This is a genomic window from Desulfocicer niacini (assembly GCF_054657595.1).
In genome coordinates, this window is record NZ_BAAHYK010000023.1 from 64,637 (window position 1) to 82,503 (window position 17,867).

The window sequence follows — 17,867 nt, forward strand, 5'->3', positions numbered from 1 at the left end:
GGTGGCCCATGTTGTGAGCAAGCCCGAAATAATATCAGTCAACAATCATTGAAACAAAATATCAGGGCTTGGGGAATACAGGGGTATATCCGGCACGACGGGCGGATTTGGGCCATACGCTGATGCGCTCAAGGCCCTTACCCACATCGTTTATCTGAACCATGACAAGAGAGGCTTCTTTGTTCTGACCTTTTTCGTCAAAGGCCACCTTGTCGTAACCCACGATCATCCCGGGGCCATCGGTCAACTGAGTGGTTGCAAGAGCCTGTCTGATTTTTTCAGGGTCCAGGCTGGCGGCCCGTTCCAGGGCATCTTTAATGATGTACATGGCAAGATAGGCATCCACTGCCTCACCGGTGAGATTCTGTCCATATTGTTTTTTGTACTTTTCGTTGGCTTCTTTGGCACCTGGTTTATTCACATCTGTTTCCCACTCAACAATGTCAAATAAATACTGGGCGCTTTTGCCGGTGGCATTGATAAAAGAAGGATCTGCATGGCCACCGCCGGAGGAGATAATGGCTTTTAACTTCACCCGGTACTCTGCCAGGGTATTGGTGATCAAAATGGCATCGGCGGCATTGGAAACCAGCATAAGCACGTCTGGCCGTGCACGTTTTATTTTCTGAACAACCGGGCTTAAATCCGTTGTGGTGGATGGATAGGGTTCATTTAACACAACTTCGTATCCGGCTTCCTTGGCAAGCTTTACCCAGTTACCGGCAATGCCCTGCCCCCAGTCACCATTTTCATACACAAAGGCAAGTTTTTTAATTTCCGTATTAAACTCAGCGGACATGTCCTTGAGAAAGGAAAATTGATCTCTTGTCCACCATGAATCCTTAGCAGCAATGCGAAACACATTTTTAAAACCCTGCTCGGTGATTTTGTCGGCAACGGAAACCGGCACCAGAAAGGGAACGCCATACCGTTCCGCCACGGCGGAGGTGGGATAGGTAACCGAAGAATTCCAGCATCCGGTTAACACGTTTACTTTTTCTGTGTTGATCAGACGTTCTGCTTCTCCCACACCTTTTTCCGGTTTGGATTCTGAATCCGCATAAATTAATTCCAATTTTGCCCCGCCAAGGGAGGCAATTCCGCCTGCAGCATTGATTTCTGCCACCGCCATCTCCCTTGCATTTTTGCCTTGGGCACCCACCGTGGCAGACGGGCCGGACAAAGGAATGATATTACCTATTTTAACAACTTGATCAGCTGCAAAAGCCGACGGCCCGGAAGTTAAACATATCATGCCAACGGCCAGCGCCATCGTACCCACACATCTCTTCCAAAACATTTTTCTGTCCATGAATCTTTTCTCCATTTGAGTAAAAGTTTTTCTGGATCTGGTTGCAGCTTCATCTGCCCGGAAATTAACCAGACCCGTTTCCTGACACCGGATGTACCTGGGGAAATACAAGAAAACCATGGAATCCAAGCTTAACAATGAATTCCACAGGCACGGTGCCATACCAGAAAGTCCTTCGCTACGATCAATGTTCATTGAATGCCATGATTCAGGGAGAGTAAAAGCAAATTTCGTACCAAACGACCGACAGGGGAAAAGGGGGTGGGTTTTAACAGCACCTATTTTTTTAATTATTCGCTGTGGCTGGTGCTTAGAGCCAGAAGGGTTATGTGAAGATAGCGACAGCAGCGCCCCCAAGGGGCACCCCATCCGGCCCATTCGGACCCAAGGAAAAATGGACCGACGGTCCGGGGACGGATGGGATGCCCCTTGGGGGCGGTATATTGCCATTTTCAATCTTCGTTGTATCATGTCAATTATATAAAACTCCGCCCCAAAGTGCCGCATGCAAGAGTGGGTAATTTTATTATAAGGAAGTCCCGAATACTACAGCGACGTTTTTCTTGTTTCACGAACAATCGATTGTCGAAAGGTTAGAAAACACGCTTTAGAATCCCTTTCAGACAAGGGGGATCATGAAAATGTTGCGGTAGTGCTAAGATCTGTTTTTACAGGCAAAGTCAATGCATGGAGTCAACTTTAATTGACCATATCTCCTTTTATTGACCATGGACAGGCGAATTTTTCAGAAAATGGGGGAAATGAACAGAACATGGAATCTGGGGAGGGGACAGAACTTTGAGGTCGGTACAATTACTCCATTGATGCAGATACACGATTTTTTCGTTTTTGAAGACGTTTGCTCAACGCCTGTTTGGAAATCCCAAGTAAAACTGCAGCTTTACTCTGATTATAGTTGGCGCTTTCAAGGGCACTGTCAATGGCATATTCTGTTAATTCAGCCAGGGTGGGAAAATGGCCAAAAAACGAGGCCAGGGTAAATCCATCACTGCTGGCTGAAAAGGATGCTGCAATCTCCCCTCTTTCACTTGAAATCCGATCTTTCACCGTATCTTCGGACAATTGCCCGGTGTGACACTGGGCAACGGCATCGTATACGTAGGTTTTCAATTCCCTTACATTGCCGGGAAAGGGATGATTTTCAAGCAGGGTCAGCAATTCTTTTTCCACGGTTAGAATCTCTTTTCCCATACTTTCGGCTGCCTGGTTTTTCAAATGATCCGCCAGTAACGGAATATCTCCCTTGCGATCTCTTAATGGGGGAATGCGGATCAGATGCGTACTCAACCGATAATAAAGATCCATCCTGAATTCATCATTTTTAACAGCATACTGATTCAATTCTCTGTTGGCAGCGGTGATAATGCGTGCCTGGCATTTTACGGGGGTATCACATCCCAGGGGATAATAAATACCCTCCTGGAGCAATCGGAGCAGCTTTATCTGGGACACCCGGCTTAAATCGCCGATCTCATCCAGAAAAATAGTTCCCTGGGCCGCCCGTTCGATCAATCCCGAGCGATGGCTGTCAGCCCCGGTATAGGCACCCTTTTCATGGCCAAACAGGGTATCGGAAAACAGGGTATCATCAAGGCCTGCCACATCCACTGCCACAAATTCACCCGGCACCTTGCTGACGTCGTGTATGGCCTTTGCAATGAGCTCTTTACCCGAACCGGTTTCCCCGAGTACCAGCACCGGCTGTCCGCTTCCGGCAATGGATTCAATGTAGTGAAAAATGCCGTGCATCACCGCATCACGGGTGATAATGGAAGAAAAATGCTGGGGAGATTTCAGCTGGGCAGCATTGGGAATTCCCTTGAGCGTCATGATCTCATTTCTGAGAGATCCGATTTCCAAAGCATTTCGCAGGGCAGAGCCAAAGCTGTTCATGTTGATGGGTTTAACCAGGTAATCATGGGCTCCCAGTTTCAGACACTTCACCGCCATGGAAATATCAGAATTTGCTGTGCAGATAATCACCGGCACATGGGGATATTCCTGCCTTATTTCCGCCAAAACTTCTTCTCCGGATTTATGGGGCATGTTAAGATCCAGAAAAACAATGGGATGGGAGCTCACCGCCATGACATCCAGTAGAATCCTGCTGTCTTGCACTGTTTTGATGTGCTTTACACCCATGGCCTGCAGCAGAAAGCTGTATGCGTCCAGCTCTGATTGTTCGTCGTCCACGATAATAATGTCTGCTTGTGCGTGACTGAAATTAATCATTTATTGTCCTTTGTGTGCCGGATGCTTATGGAAGAAGGCCCTCAAAAAGCGGCAAAGTAATTGTAAATTGAGCCCCCGTTGAATGGTTGTCAACGGTGATACTGCCTCTCATCTCTTTTTCCACAATCATTTTTGCCATATAAAGTCCGATGCCGGTGCCGGTGGCGGTGCCTTTGGTGGTAAAATAAGGGGTAAAAACCTTTTCAAGCAGATGCCCCGGTACCCCGGTTCCAGAATCCTTTATGATCAGTGTTACACAGGCACCATCTTTTTTATCGACATTGTCTCTTTTTATGGTGATATCAATACGGCCTTCTTCTTCTTTACCAAGTGTTACCCGCTTCTCATCAATGGCATGCCTGGCATTGGCAAAAATATTCACCAGCACATGAAGAAATTCATTCTTATACCCAAGAACAAAAATATCTTCCTCGCCAGGGTCTTTGTGGATGGTAAGCGTAACTGAACTGTGATTCAGCTGAGATTTCATGAGTTTCACCGCGCTGTCCACCGTTGCAAACACCTCAAATGGCTTCTGGGTCCGGGAGGGTTTGAAATATTCCTGGAAATCATTGATGGTGGAGGACATGAACTGAATCTGGGCATCGGCCTCCCCCACCAGTTTTTCCACAAAGGACCGGGTGATCATATCATTATAAAATGCAGGTAAAATACTTGCTACATAGGTGGAAAGCGCATTCAAAGGCTGACGCCACTGGTGGGCAATGGAACTGATCATCTCCCCCATGGCCGCCAGTTTCTGGGCCTGGCGCAGCTGATGTTCTGCATTTTCCCGCTTGGAAATATCCCAGATACTGTAAAGTGTCATAACGTCATCACCCAACCGAAGCAATTTAACACTGACCTCCGCCGGGAACTGAGTACCATTTGCCCGGATGAAAAACCATTTAAAGCTCTGCTGACTGTCTGAAATAAGGTTGCGATTAATCACCTGCATTGAAAAACGGCTCTCTTTACCGTCCTGCTGTCTTTCCGGCGAAAAGTCAAGCATGGTTTTCCCCACAATTTTGCGACGTCCCATGCCAAGAAGCTCAGACGCTTTTTGATTGCATTCCATGAAAACATTTCCCCGGCTTAATAAAATACCGTTGGTGGCCATATTAAAAATGGTGTGGTACCGGGTTTCCATCTCTTTTCTAAGCGTGATTTCATCTTTTAAGTCTGCATCCTTACCGGATAAAAGGCGTTTGTGGTTATTGACAATGATATTAAACTGCCGTTTTGCAATAAGAAAAGCAATGGCACTGCCAAAGGTTGCCAGAATCGTTAACAAGGCCAGTACGCCCAGAATTTTAAACACCACCCCCATGGCAAAGAGCATGGCAGTGTTTTTTGCCAGGGTATAGGCCTCTTTTTTTTCCACCGTTGTGCAAAGATACCAATCGGAGCCTGCCAAACGTCTATGTGACAGAATCATCTGTGTTCCATCCATCACATAATGATAAGAACCAGTGGAGATTTTTTTAAAATGATCCAGAACATTATAAAGTGAAGGATTCAGCGCCTGAAACTTTGTTGTCATCTCCAGAGCGGCATCCGGATGAACCAGAATGGTTCCCTCACCACCAATTATAAATGAATAGCCAGATATGCCGATCTTTGCGTTCAGAACATTCTTTTTAAGGGTATCAAGGATGATGTCGGAACTGAGCACACCGGCAAATTTATTCTCAATCCAGAGAGGTCTGGCAATGGCAATGACCATTTTCATGGTGGTCAAATCCTGATAGGGGCTGGTGAATGCCGTGCGATTTTCGGTGACGGCCTTACGAAACCAGGGGCGTATCCGTGGATCATACCCTTTGGGGGGAATCCAGTCACCACCCAGAATAATGGCTCCGCTGGGCTGTCCGATGTAAACATCGGCAAAATTGCCGGCCCTTGTGGCCATCTGCAGAATCCGTCTGGTTTCGGGGGTTTCGCCAATGGAAATTTCCTGCAATGCAATGGACGTGGCATCAATGATGTTCATGTGCTGTTTCAACCACAGTTCAACGGTTTTGGCAAGTTCGGTGGCAATGCTTTGCTGGTGACTTTCAACGGTACGTTCGGTTATGACCCGACTGGTGTTGTATGTTATCCCAAACAAAATAAGGATAACGACCAGCACGGAGATCCCCAGCATGTATTTTTTTTTAACAGCCATTATCCGGTTCCTTTCAGGGGTTTATTTTAACTACAAGTCCAAAATTTTACTATACATGCCTATGATTCTCGTGTATGTTACCCGGCTTTAACTTAGGCTGACAGCCTTAAACTCAGGATCACGACCCAGAAAAGGGGATGGGATCAAGCTTTCATTATTGGCATTATTTGGTAAGTTTCGGGATTCATGCCAGCCGTGATGGATAACTTCAATAACAAAGCCTGTCCCCCCTTTCCCGGAAAAACGGCCAGAAAAAACCGGCTCATCACGAATAAAACATCTATCATAAAAGGTTACTCATGTCTGCAATATTTGGTATCGATTTTGGCACATCCAATTCGGCATTGTCCGTAAACAGAGAAGGCAATGTGGCGTTGCTGGACGTTGACAGAAACAATCCCATTTCCAACTCTTTGAAATCCATTCTCTATTTTCTAAAGGAAAATGGTCGAGCAAATGCCTATGTCGGGCATGAAGGGGTGAGAAAATACATTGAAAACGAGGCAGATGGTCGCTACATCCAGTCCATCAAAACTTTTCTTCCAGACACGGAATTTGATAAAACCGCCATTTACGGTACCCAATATACCCTGGAAGCCTTGATCGCCATCTTTCTCAGAATCATGAAAGAAAGGGGTCAGGAACTTATCAACCAGGAAGTGTCGGATCTGGTTTTAGGTCGACCGGTAATTTTTTCCGAAGATCCACAAAAAGACGCGCTTGCCCAACAAAGACTGGTTCAGGCAGCAGAGCTTGCCGGATTTAAAAACATCACATTTCAGCTGGAGCCCATTGCCGCAGCTCTTGCCTATGAAAACACCATTGAGGACGGCAAAGAACAGCTGGTGCTGGTGGGAGATTTCGGGGGCGGCAGTTCGGATTTTACCATCCATAAAGCCGGAAAAAAGGCAGGTAGCCACACCCAGAGAGAAAAGGATATTCTGTCTGTGGGAGGCGTTTACATTGGCGGGGATATATTTGACTCCCAGATCATGCGGGAAAAAATAGCCGCATATTACGGAAAGAATGTACGGGTAAAATCCATATGGAGCGACAATTTTTTCGGGCTTTCTCCCATTGTCATCAGCAAGCTGACCCAATGGCACCTCATTCCCCAGCTTCGATTACCCACCACCTTGAAAAACATTAAAGAACTCAAGGTCAATGCAGGGTATGAAGATCAGGCCCTTCTGGATAATCTGGAAAATCTTATCGAGTCAAACTATGGGTACCTGCTGTTTCAGTCCATTGAATCATCAAAATGTGAACTGTCCCAGGCCCCATCCTCCCGCATCTATTTTAATGATTACGGCATATGCATTGATGAGCTTTTATCCAGGAGTGAGTTCGAAGGATTCATCCGGGAAAAAGTAAAGGCCATTAACGCATGTGTGGATACAACATTAAAGCAGGCTCAGTTAACGGCTGAGGATATTGATGTGGTGTTTCTAACCGGCGGTTCTTCTTACATTCCCCTGATCCGGCAATTATTTGAACAACGTATGGGAAAAGATAAGATAAGAACCGCCGATGCCTTTACAAGCGTGGCCTATGGCCTTGGGCTTTACGGGTCTTTCCTGGATTGATATAACGGGCATGTCCCGTCGGACACAACGAATAATGGGTCGTAGACGCGGAGCCAAATGGCATTATGCCGCCGTCCCCCCGACGGGCAATGGGCCGGACCGGAACTGTAGACAGCTCAATTGTCCGGTTCCTATTGCCCATCGGGGGGGCGGCTCTGCTAAGGTTGCCTTGGAGGCTGCCTTTTCATATAACCCACATGTCCTGTCGGACACAACAAATATAGGGTCGTAGACGCGGAGCAAAATGGTATTATACCGCCCCCCCCAAAGCTGCAATGCTCCGGGCGATGCCGTATCCTGAATCTTAGCCTTGATTGCGCACTAAAAAGTGGTTTTCACTTTTTTTCACCCCCCTGTTAGATCTCTATTGTATTACAATCTTTTTTGGTCATATGACCATTATTTTCCTTGACACATCATTTCACCACCCCTATATTATAAACAAATGCTCATTTGGTTTTTACTTTTATTTCATGTTGAATTTTAAGGATGTTGAATTTCAATAATAAGGATACCCCATGCCGAGGCCTAAAAACCCCAGGACCATACATGCTCCACCCACCGTTGGTGGATTTAAACCAAGACAGGTCGGTGAAAAAGGAGAGGTTACCCTCTCTTTGGAGGAATTTGAAGCCATCCGACTTATTGACTTTGAAGGGCTTGATCAGATCCGGGCATCAAAATTGATGGGGGTTTCCAGACAAACCTTTGGACGTGTGCTCAGATCAGGTCGATTCACCCTTTCCAAAGCCCTTATAAAAGGACTTCATCTCAAGGTCAGTGGGGGGTGCTATGAAATCCGGGGCGACCACGGGAAACAAGACAATACCGGGGGCAGGCACAGACACCGACGGGGTGCCATGGCCGCCCCAGAGGATACACAAATCACATCAGGAGGTAATATCATGTCTGAAAACAATAACACAGACGGACAGAATCGCAAAACGCCCCCTTCGGGCAACGACACAGAACAGGGAAACGGTGGCGGCCAGGGCCAAGGCCGTGGTACCGGTCAAGGGCAGAGACAGGGGCGCGGTCTTGGCGGCGGCAAGGGCGATGGCAGTTGCCGTAAAAAAGATGGTGGCCGGGGCCGTGGAATGGGCGGTGGAAAAGGCAATGGAAGCTGTGGTGCCAGATGATCGGGAAAACAGTGAAACCATAAGTCACAACAATATCAGACAAGGAGGTATATTATGCCTGGATTTAATCAAAGAGGACCAATGAATGAAGGCCCCATGACCGGACGAGGCATGGGACAATGCACCGGCACCTATGCTCAGGATACGGGCGGTGCCACCAACATGGGATGGAATGCTCCGGGTTATGGTCAGGGACGGGGCATGGGAAGACAGGGATGCCAGCGCCCCCGACGGGGCATGGGAATGGGAATGGGACGAGGAGCTGCCTGGATGCAGACACCGCCCCCCCAGGCCACCAAGGCATCACTGTCAGCCAGGGCCCAGCAACTGGAAGCAGAGCTGAAAGCCATTCAGGATGAACTGAAACAAATGGCCGATGAATAAAGCAAGTGTGCCGGGACAGCATCACAACACTGTCCCGGCACATCAAACATCATCAGGTCCTGCTTTTTGTCTTACTTTTCTTCAAAATTTCCCACTGTCAAACAACCTTCATTCACAACTCATGGATCTGAACACCGCCTCCGGCGCTCATCTGCCGGGCTTCTTCCACAATCCGCTGGTGATGGGTAAAAACAATCACCTGATTGTTCAATGCCAGTTCACTTAGAACAGACAAGGTGGCTTTGGACCTGTCATCATCAAAATTGATCAAAATATCATCCACGATAAAGGGCATGGGCTCAGCGGTTTCAAGGCGACACACAAGGGTGGCAAGGCGAAGCGCAAGGAAAAGTTGATCCCGGGTGCCGGCACTCATCTTATCAACTGTCAAACGAAAATCATCGGGTCGCACCCCCACAAGCACCGGGCCGCCCTTGTCATCCACATCAGTGCGCAGACCGGCAAAAGAGCCAAGGGTAAGGGTGTTAAAATAGGTGGAAGCCATTTTAAGTACCGGGTCTTGGTGGGTTTCTCTGTACCTTTCAATTTCCTGCTGTAAAATTCGGGCGGCCATGCGAAGGGTGGCATATCTTTCTGACAGACGTTTAATCCTGGACAGTTCCTGTTCCATCTTCCCGGCAATTTCAGCCGCACTATCACTTCCGTCCATGGCGGCAAGCAATACCGTTTCCTCACCGATTATCTGGGAAATACGATTTATTTCAGGGTTAATGCGCTCATCAATATCCCGCAAAAGAGAACTGATGCGCCCCGGCAGTTCATCGGCATTAACCGCTGCTGCCTGGGTCATAAATTCATCCACAGGCACACCAGCTCCGATCTTTGCCAGCAAGGCCTGGGTATCGGATATCTTTTCCCGCAATCTCTGGGATTCCAGATATTTTTCCATGACGGTGGCAAGTTCATCGGGGGCATCACACCGGGCAATTTCAAGAAGGGTTTTCATCTGCTGCTCTGCCGTTTGTAAAAGAGAATTGGCCGTGGCAACATCCGCCTTCAAGGCCGTGAGTTCTTCGGAGAGTTTTTCATGTACCACGGCATCTTTTTGTGCCTGGTGCAGCAAATCGCGCAAGTGTAAAATGGCCTTTTCCAGGGGCATTCCCAGCAAATCCGGACAAAGGCAGGTGACGAGTTCCGTGAATTCATTTTGGAGCGCCAGGGCATCCCGGTCAATGCCGTTAATGCGTTTTTTCAGATCATCTGCCTCTTTTAACCGATCAAAGCAATTCTTAAGTGTTTCAATAAGATCAATGGCTTCCGCGGTGGAAACCGACTCCTTCAGCCCCAGCGCCAGCAATGCCTTTTCCCACTGTGCCTGCCATGCATCAAGGTCCAGATGGGCCGATTGAAGGTCAGCATCGGCCTGTAAAAAAGCCTTTTCGGCATTTTCCAGGCGTTCTTTCAAGGTTTCATGGCTATTTTTCAGAGTGGTCATTTTTTCCAGAACCGTTTCAGCCTGCATCACCACCGGAGACAATTGTTCACCCATGGCCGTGTCATCACACCCCAGCAGGCCAAGTTCCTTTTCAATGGCCAGCTTTAAGGTCTTTCTGTGCCGCAATTCCCTTGCCAGATCATGTTCTTTTTTAACAAGGTCTCCGACTTTAAAACGCAGCTGATCCATCTTTGAAAGCCATGCCCCCATCTCCCGGGGAGATAAAGGCGTAATGCCACACAAATGCCACACCGCCATCCAGGCATCATGTAAATCTTTTGCCCGAAGATCAAGCACAGCAAATTCCTTTGCGTTGTCAGCCAGAGCCTCTTCAAGGCTCTCCTGCCGGGCACAAAGCGCAGCCACCCCTGCCACCCGCTCCGCCTCCCGACGCAGGCGATCCGCCATGTGATCGGCTTTGTAAACATATGTTTCATAGGCTTCGGGAAGGGCTCGATTCTCATCATAATCAAGGCTTTCTCTGGTAATATCTTCCTTTTCAATCCATTGTCGACGTAAAAGCTGCCACCCCTGCTCCCTTTTTTCCCGGGTTCGGGTCAACAGCCTTTCCGAGGGAACATCTCCAGCATAGGCAGCCTTTTTTATCTGGGAAAGCACTTTTTTGAGCTCTTTTTCTGCTTTTTTACGATCATTTTCAATCCCCCGTCTGTCATCTGCAATGAGGGCATATTCTTTTTCAAAACCCTGTACGGTTTCAGCAAGGGGTAAAGAAAGATCCATCAGCTCTGAAAGTTCGCCGGTCCAAAGCCCCATCTGCTTAAGAGAGGATACACACCCCGTTTTATTAAGGACCACCTCCCCTGCCATTTTTTCCAGCTGTGCATCAAGATCCCCTGCCCTGTGGGCCGGCTTGAGGGCCTGAACAAGGGCTGAAACATCCTTTATTTCCGGAAGTCCTGCAAGTTTTGTGGCCGCTACCCCTCTCTCCTGATCCGCACGCTTACGCGATTTTTCTGCCTGGTTCAAACGCTGGATGATGGCCTGATGGGTTGTGGTTAATGTCTGCACCGTTCTTTTTCTTGCAATCACCGGACGCAAGGTTTCCACATCGTCCAGGCTTAGGTCTGGCCGCACCTGCTGCAAAAGAAAGGCAGCTTCCCTTTTAAGACTGATGCGCATGCCGTTTCGTTCCGGCCTGTCCTTCTGGCCCTTTCGATATTCCCCAAGGCGCTGATGAAAATCATCAACCAGCCCTGCCTGGTTCAACAAAGACATATTCAGGGATATGGCTTTGTATCTTGTTTCCAGCTCATGGAGTCGCCGGGTATCCTGATCCAGCTGTTTGCTGGCTTCGCGCATGTCTTGACTTACCTGCTGGTGTCTTTGGACAAAATCAGGGGGCAGGGTCACCACGGGTCCCAGGGCTTGAAGCTGTTCCTGACGGGAGTTAAGGGTGGCAAGCTCGGGGATTGCCTGAGTTAAGCGTTCCAGTGCCTGCAATTCTTTATTATTTTCATCTCGCTCTTTTTCCAGATCACTGCGTTTTGCCATGGCAGTCTTGAGATTTTTTTGATGCACTGTCCATTCCCGGGAGGACAGGGTGGCACTCCGGAGTTCTTTTTTTAAATCTTTGAATCGTCTGACGGCCTGGTTGATCTCGGGCTTTGTTCCAGCTGGCTTAAAAAGAGCCATGGATTCTTTTTCCAGATCCTCAATCACCGCCCCAAGGGAAGATATACCGGCACCAGCGGCAAACAAGGCCTGCCCCACATCCCCCTTACGAGCAAGAATCTCTTCCCCCCCCTGCACCAGGGTATCATGATCAATGCCGTAAAGAGATTCAAACAGAGCCGGTTCCAGCCCCGGTAAAAAAGAGGATAATGCACCGTCATCAAGGACATTGCCCGCTTCATCAATGAGGTCACCCTTTCGTTTTTTACGACGTTGAAAACAAATTTGTTCTCCCGAACTGTTTTCAAGGCATCCCCCCACCCGCAATTGATCATAGCTGTGAATAAAATTATCCGGGGTTTGCTGAGGAAAACCGAACAGCAACGCCTTTAATGCCCTGAGTGAACTGCTCTTTCCCGCCTCGTTGGCACCAAAAACAATGTGAAGGCCAAGGGCGGAAGTACCAAAGTCAAGCACCCGGTCGGAAAAAGGACCAATGGCCTTCAGGTGTAATTGTTTAATCTTCATCTGCCATCTCCGTGGGCAAGCAGGCGGGCAATCAATATTTCCTGCACCTCCCGGCACAGTGCGGAAACATTGTGTGTGGATGAATCCAGAAAGTCCTCCGCATCGGCGTAGATCTCGGCGGGAAGCTTAGTTTTTAACACAGCCACCTCGGGCACCAGATCAGACAGGCTGTCTTTATCCAGTTCCTGATCAAGTTTTAATTGTTCTATGGCATGTACCAGGCCCAAAATAGGTGCTGTGGCTCCCTTGCTTGAATTGGAATTAAGTTTACGACAGGTCCGAAATTTCACTTTTTCCAGCCACACATCGCCAAAAGTGGCGGCAATACCCCGGAATTCTTCGGTCCATGGGATGATACCTTCCAACAGCAGTCCATGGACGGGGCAGGCACCGGTCAATTCCAGACGCAGGGCAAGGGGCCTGCCATCGGCCAAATCCCGTTCCTGTTCAAAGGCCTGGCGAACGGTATCATGAACAATTTCCGGGGTGTCGCATTCAGACAGGTCCACCAGGCAGTGCCCCCAGCGCAGCACGTCAAGTTCATGGAACAGCACCTCGGTTACGCGCCCATCTTCCACGGTCACCACATTTACCCCTTTGGGTCCGGTTTCTCTGATATGACGTCCCTGGGGATTTCCCGAAAAAACCATCCAGGGATCTGTGGAAACGGTCTCCCGTCGGTGAATATGTCCAAGTGCCCAGTAATCATAGCCCTTTGATTTGAGGTCATCCAGGGAACAGGGGGCGTAGGATTCATGGCCCTCACGGCCGGTTAAAGAGGTATGAAGCATCCCAATATTAAAATAATGGGCATCACAGAAAGGATATTGAGCGGCAAGGTTGTCGGTGACAGCCCGAAATCCATAGCTTTGCCCATGGATAATAACGCCAAGGTCATCCAGTGTCACGGAGTGAGGTTTTCCATGGCCAAAAACCGTTACATTATCCGGCAGGGGCATGGCCTTTGTGATCTGACTTGCGGCATCGTGATTGCCGGACACAATAAACACCCGGATACCGGCCCGGGACAATCGCCCCATGCGTGAAACAAAGAAAAGACCGGTGTTGTAATCCTTCCAGTCACCATCATACAGATCTCCTGCAATGAGGATAAAATCCACATCCTCTTCCACAGCCAGTTCAACCAGATTATCAAAGGCCCTGCGGGTGGCCCCCCGAATATCGTCAACCGGGGCATCGTCGTGGATTTCAAGCCCTTTCAATGGACTATCCAGATGTATGTCCGCCGTGTGAATAAATTTAATCATGGGCGTAAGGGAATCCTTTTTGAGGGTGGCGGGGTATCAAGCACATTACGAACGGTTTCTGCCAGCAGACTTAAATCCATGGGCTTCATAATGTAGTCACAAGCACCCATGGCAAAGGCTGATTTTTTATCAAGTTTTTTACTGTATCCAGTGCAGATAATGGTTTTGATATCCGGCTCAATCTCCATTAATGCCAGGATCAGCTGTTCCCCTGTCATGCATGGCATTGACATATCCGTGATGACAAGGTCAAACTTATGGGAATGGGCTTTAAACAGTTGTAATGCTTCCTCGGAATCAGTGGAACCCTCCACCTCGTATCCAAGTTTCTGCAGTCGCAGACAATTCATTTGAACCATAGCCGATTCATCATCCACCAGCAGGATAGTTTCACTGCCAGTGGGCAAAACCGTATCTATTTTTTCAACCGCATGGGGCAAAACTTCGGTGATGGGAAAATAAATAAAAAAAGTGCTGCCCTGGCCGGGCTCACTCTTTACTTTGATAAACCCGTCATGCCCGTTGACGATGCCGTGAACCACAGCAAGCCCCATACCGGTGCCTTTATCCACGACCTTTGTGGTGAAAAAAGGATCAAAAACATACTCTATGATATCATCGGACATCCCGTGCCCGGTATCGGATACAGTCAATTGAAGATATTCCCCCGGTTGCTGGATTTGCCCCAGAAAGGACTCCGGTTGGGTAATGGTCTTGTTGTGCAGGCCAATTTCCAGAACCCCGCCATTGTTTTCCATGGCATGGGCAGCGTTATTGCACAAATTAATGAGCATCTGCTGTATCTGGGTCTGATCTGCCATGATGGTATGACGGTGTGAGGTGATATTTTCGGTGAACTGAATCTGGGTGGGGATGGATGCCCGTAATAATTTAATCGTCTCCTGCACACAGAAGCGTATATCCACGGGATTTTTCTTATGGGAGGTTTTACGACTGAAACTGAGCAGCTGCCGGACCACATCCCTTCCCCGCAGGCTTGCCTTACGAACTTCGGACAAAAAGGTATGTGAGGAACTCCATTCCGGGATATCCGCCATGGCAAGTTCAACATTGCCAAGGATAATGCCAAGGATATTGTTAAACTCATGGGCCATTCCGCCGGAAAGAGTGCCCACCGCCTCCATCTTATGAGACTGACGCAATTGATGTTCCAATTGGATTTTTTCAGTGATATCATGCATGATGGCCAGCACAAACACCCTGTCCTCCATGGCCTTTAAAATGGAGGTGGAAATACTAATTTGTTTTTTGATGCCATTTTTGGTAACAATCTCCCATGATTCCGTGCTGAGATTATCCCCTTGCCGCATACCAACCATCCGGGCAATGGCCTTTTTTCTGAGTTCTTCATCGGGATACAGGGTTTGGTACCAGCCCAGTTCATTGATCTCGGCCATGGTATAGCCGGTCAAGACCTCCATTTTGCAGTTCCAGTGGGAAAAAAAGACAAAGGGAAATTCGTCAATATTAAGGCAGACACAGATCCCTTCGGCGGCGGTTTCAAAAATCGAAGAGAGCATTTCGGTGCGCTGTGTTAATTCATATTGACTTTCCAGGAGCGCCTTTTGGGCGCGCTGCCGTTCTTTCACCTCCCTGCACAGACGTCGGTTACACAGCAAAATAATGGAAAAAATCAAAGTAACAACAAGCAGTAACCCCATGAACCATTTCATCACCGTTGTTCTGGAAAAAACAATATCATTATTTACGTTCAACCACCTGTTGCGGATGTCCATGATCCGCTGTTGCGGCATATTGTCCAGAATTTTATTAATAATTAAGATCAGTGGATGCCAGTCCTTGCGAACAGCCATGTACAAATGATAATTTTCCGAAGCAGCAGGGGCTGCAACTTTCAAATTATTCATTCCCTGTGTTTGTATAAGGTAAGTTGCTGCCGCCAGGTTATCGATGTGGGCCTCGGCCTGACCAAAGGAAACGGCCTCCAGCGCTTCCAGGGGCGTTTTTACAAAATAGGGGGTAACTGATATATTCTCAGTAGAGACCCGTTCAAAGGCAGCCGCTCCTTTCACAAAGGCGACTTTTTTCCCATGAAGGTCCTGAAGTCCCCCCATGAACGGGGCTTTGATTCTGGCAATGATCACCAGGGGAAACGAAAGATAGGGCTTTGTAAATTCCAGATAGGCCTGCCGATCAACGGTTTTTGCAGAACAGGCGATCAAATCAATGGTTTTATTTTGTGCGCCATGGAGCACCTGGGGCCAGGAAAGGTTGGGTTGAAGGGTCAACTGAATCCCAAGTTTATCAAAAACAAAAGATATATAATCAGCTGCCATACCCTGCAAGGTGCCATCTGCATTATAATAATGAAATGGGGGAAAGGCCCTGGGTCCTGCCATACGGATGACGGGATGCTGAGAAAGCCAGTCCTTTTCCTGGGAGGTCAGCAATTGCTGGATGTCGATTCCTGCATTTTCAACACCTTTGGTTTTAGCCTCACAAACCGGAGCACCCCACAAAAAGAAGCATAGATAAATGAGCACTGCCATCATTGAAAGGTATAACTTTGTTGCTGAATTCTGGGGTGTAACCATATCTGCAGCCACCATCAGTTATTTTTCTTCAAAATTTTGTTTTATCCCTGAAACATTAGAGGATAACAAACAATTTTATCCAGGTCCAGTGTTATAACGGTCATGTCGGCCTGCTCATACAAGGAACAATGAAAATGGCATAAATATTCAAAACTAAAAGCATTCCCGGAAATTTCAAACTCGATTCTAATGCCGAAAATTGCTCAATGTCTTGACTTTGTTGAGTTGAACACCTTAGAATATTCGATTTAATTTAATGAAGAATGGGTGTTGATAATAACATCGGCCAATCTGATCACAAACATAAGGAGGTTCATTTTGTCAGGCATTCTTTCCATGATTCTGGCAGGCGGGGAAGGGACTCGTCTGTATCCCTTCACAAGTCTCAGGGCTAAACCCGCTGTTCCCTTTGGCGGTGGTTATCGGATTGTTGACTTTGTTTTAAACAATTTTGTTAATTCTGACATTCTCCAGATTTATGTACTCACCCAGTTTAAATCACACTCCCTGATGAAACATTTAAGCCAGGCATGGCAGATAACCGGACTTACCGGAAGATTTATTGATCCCATCCCGGCCCAGATGCGAACGGGTAAACACTGGTACAAGGGCACGGCGGACGCCATTTACCAAAACCTGAATCTCATTGAATCCCAGGACCCTGAAGTGGTGTGCGTATTTGGCGGGGATCATATCTATAAAATGGATGTGCGTCAGATGGTTGATTATCATCGGAGCAAGTCAGCAGAGCTTACCGTGGCTGCCATACCGGTACCGGTGGAGCAGGCAGGACAATTTGGAATTATTGAGGTGGATGAAAACGGTAAAATGATCGGGTTTCAGGAAAAACCCAAACACAGCCCCAAGACCATGCCCCATCGTCCCACCCATGTGCTGGCCTCAATGGGAAACTATGTGTTTGATGCCGATACCCTGGTCAACTATCTTCAGCTTGATGCCGAAGATGAAACTTCCATACACGATTTCGGCCATAATATCATCCCCATGCTGGTACCCGGGGGCAATGTTTACGTGTATGACTTTTCCACCAACAACATCCGGGGAGAACCCGAAACTTCCAGGGGATACTGGCGGGATGTGGGCACCCTGGACGCCTATTACGAAGCCAACATGGATCTGATCTCCATCACCCCCCCATTTGATCTTTACAACCGGTACTGGCCCCTGAGAAGTTATCATCCCCCGGTACCCCCGGCCAAATTTGTCCATGATTATGAAAACAGAACAGGCCATGCCGTCAATTCTGCCGTGTCTGCCGGTTGCATTCTCAGTGGTGCCCTTGTAAAACAGAGTATTCTGGGACCCAGGGTCCACATCCACAGCCATTCTGTCATTGAACAATCTGTGTTAATGGGCAATACCGACATTGGCAAAGGGTGCCGCATTAAAAAAGCCATCCTGGATCAGGAGGTAACCGTGGCTGACGGAACGGTGATCGGAGAAAATCCCGAGCTTGACAGACAGCGATTCCAGGTCTCCGATGGCGGTATTGTGGTGATTCCCAAAGGGGCCATGGTGGGGTTTAACTGATGGAAGATGCTGGCG

General features: G+C 48.1%; 10 protein-coding genes. 4 read left to right on the top strand and 6 right to left on the bottom strand.

Annotated features, from left to right (window positions below):
• Positions 1-61: 61 nt before the first annotated feature.
• The 3 genes from ACYQ2M_RS13800 to ACYQ2M_RS13810 form a co-directional block, all read right to left on the bottom strand.
• The gene (locus ACYQ2M_RS13800; RefSeq protein WP_459916939.1) at positions 62-1,312 is read right to left on the bottom strand and encodes an ABC transporter substrate-binding protein; all 1,251 of its coding nucleotides are present in this window, start codon (positions 1,310-1,312) and stop codon (positions 62-64) included.
• An 813-nt stretch (positions 1,313-2,125) separates the two neighbouring features.
• A complete protein-coding gene (locus ACYQ2M_RS13805; RefSeq protein ID WP_459916940.1) occupies positions 2,126-3,565 on the bottom strand; it encodes a sigma-54-dependent transcriptional regulator in 1,440 nt (479 codons plus the stop codon).
• Between the two features lie 25 nt (positions 3,566-3,590).
• Positions 3,591-5,732: a cache domain-containing protein gene (locus ACYQ2M_RS13810; RefSeq protein ID WP_459916941.1), complete on the bottom strand. Its 2,142-nt coding sequence runs from the start codon at positions 5,730-5,732 to the stop codon at positions 3,591-3,593.
• 299 nt (positions 5,733-6,031) lie between these two features.
• Between ACYQ2M_RS13810 and ACYQ2M_RS13815 the strand changes: the two genes are divergently transcribed.
• From ACYQ2M_RS13815 to ACYQ2M_RS13825, 3 genes are all read left to right on the top strand, one after another.
• Entirely contained in the window at positions 6,032-7,318 is a 1,287-nt protein-coding gene (locus ACYQ2M_RS13815) for an Hsp70 family protein (RefSeq protein ID WP_459916942.1), read from the top strand.
• A gap of 518 nt (positions 7,319-7,836) precedes the next feature.
• Positions 7,837-8,457: a DUF134 domain-containing protein gene (locus ACYQ2M_RS13820; RefSeq protein ID WP_459916943.1), complete on the top strand. Its 621-nt coding sequence runs from the start codon at positions 7,837-7,839 to the stop codon at positions 8,455-8,457.
• Between the two features lie 54 nt (positions 8,458-8,511).
• Positions 8,512-8,841 (top strand): DUF5320 domain-containing protein, encoded by a 330-nt coding sequence (locus ACYQ2M_RS13825; protein WP_459916944.1) that lies wholly within the window; start codon positions 8,512-8,514, stop codon positions 8,839-8,841.
• 112 nt (positions 8,842-8,953) lie between these two features.
• On the opposite strand, the gene ACYQ2M_RS13830 is transcribed toward ACYQ2M_RS13825, so the two are convergent.
• Genes ACYQ2M_RS13830 through ACYQ2M_RS13840 form a run of 3 tightly spaced genes read right to left on the bottom strand, consistent with a single transcriptional unit; the run spans position 8,954 to position 16,316 of the window.
• Positions 8,954-12,457: an AAA family ATPase gene (locus ACYQ2M_RS13830; RefSeq protein WP_459916945.1), complete on the bottom strand. Its 3,504-nt coding sequence runs from the start codon at positions 12,455-12,457 to the stop codon at positions 8,954-8,956.
• Entirely contained in the window at positions 12,454-13,725 is a 1,272-nt protein-coding gene (locus ACYQ2M_RS13835; protein ID WP_459916946.1) for a metallophosphoesterase family protein, read from the bottom strand. The genes ACYQ2M_RS13830 and ACYQ2M_RS13835 overlap by 4 nt, the downstream gene beginning before the upstream one ends.
• Complete coding sequence (locus ACYQ2M_RS13840) at positions 13,722-16,316, bottom strand: ATP-binding protein (protein ID WP_459916947.1); 2,595 nt, start codon at positions 16,314-16,316, stop codon at positions 13,722-13,724. The genes ACYQ2M_RS13835 and ACYQ2M_RS13840 overlap by 4 nt, the downstream gene beginning before the upstream one ends.
• Before the next feature lie 303 nt (positions 16,317-16,619).
• Between ACYQ2M_RS13840 and glgC the strand changes: the two genes are divergently transcribed.
• Positions 16,620-17,852 carry a glucose-1-phosphate adenylyltransferase gene (gene glgC, locus ACYQ2M_RS13845; protein WP_459916948.1) on the top strand — a complete coding sequence of 411 codons (1,233 nt, stop codon included), beginning with the start codon at positions 16,620-16,622 and terminating at the stop codon, positions 17,850-17,852.
• Positions 17,853-17,867: the final 15 nt, after the last annotated feature.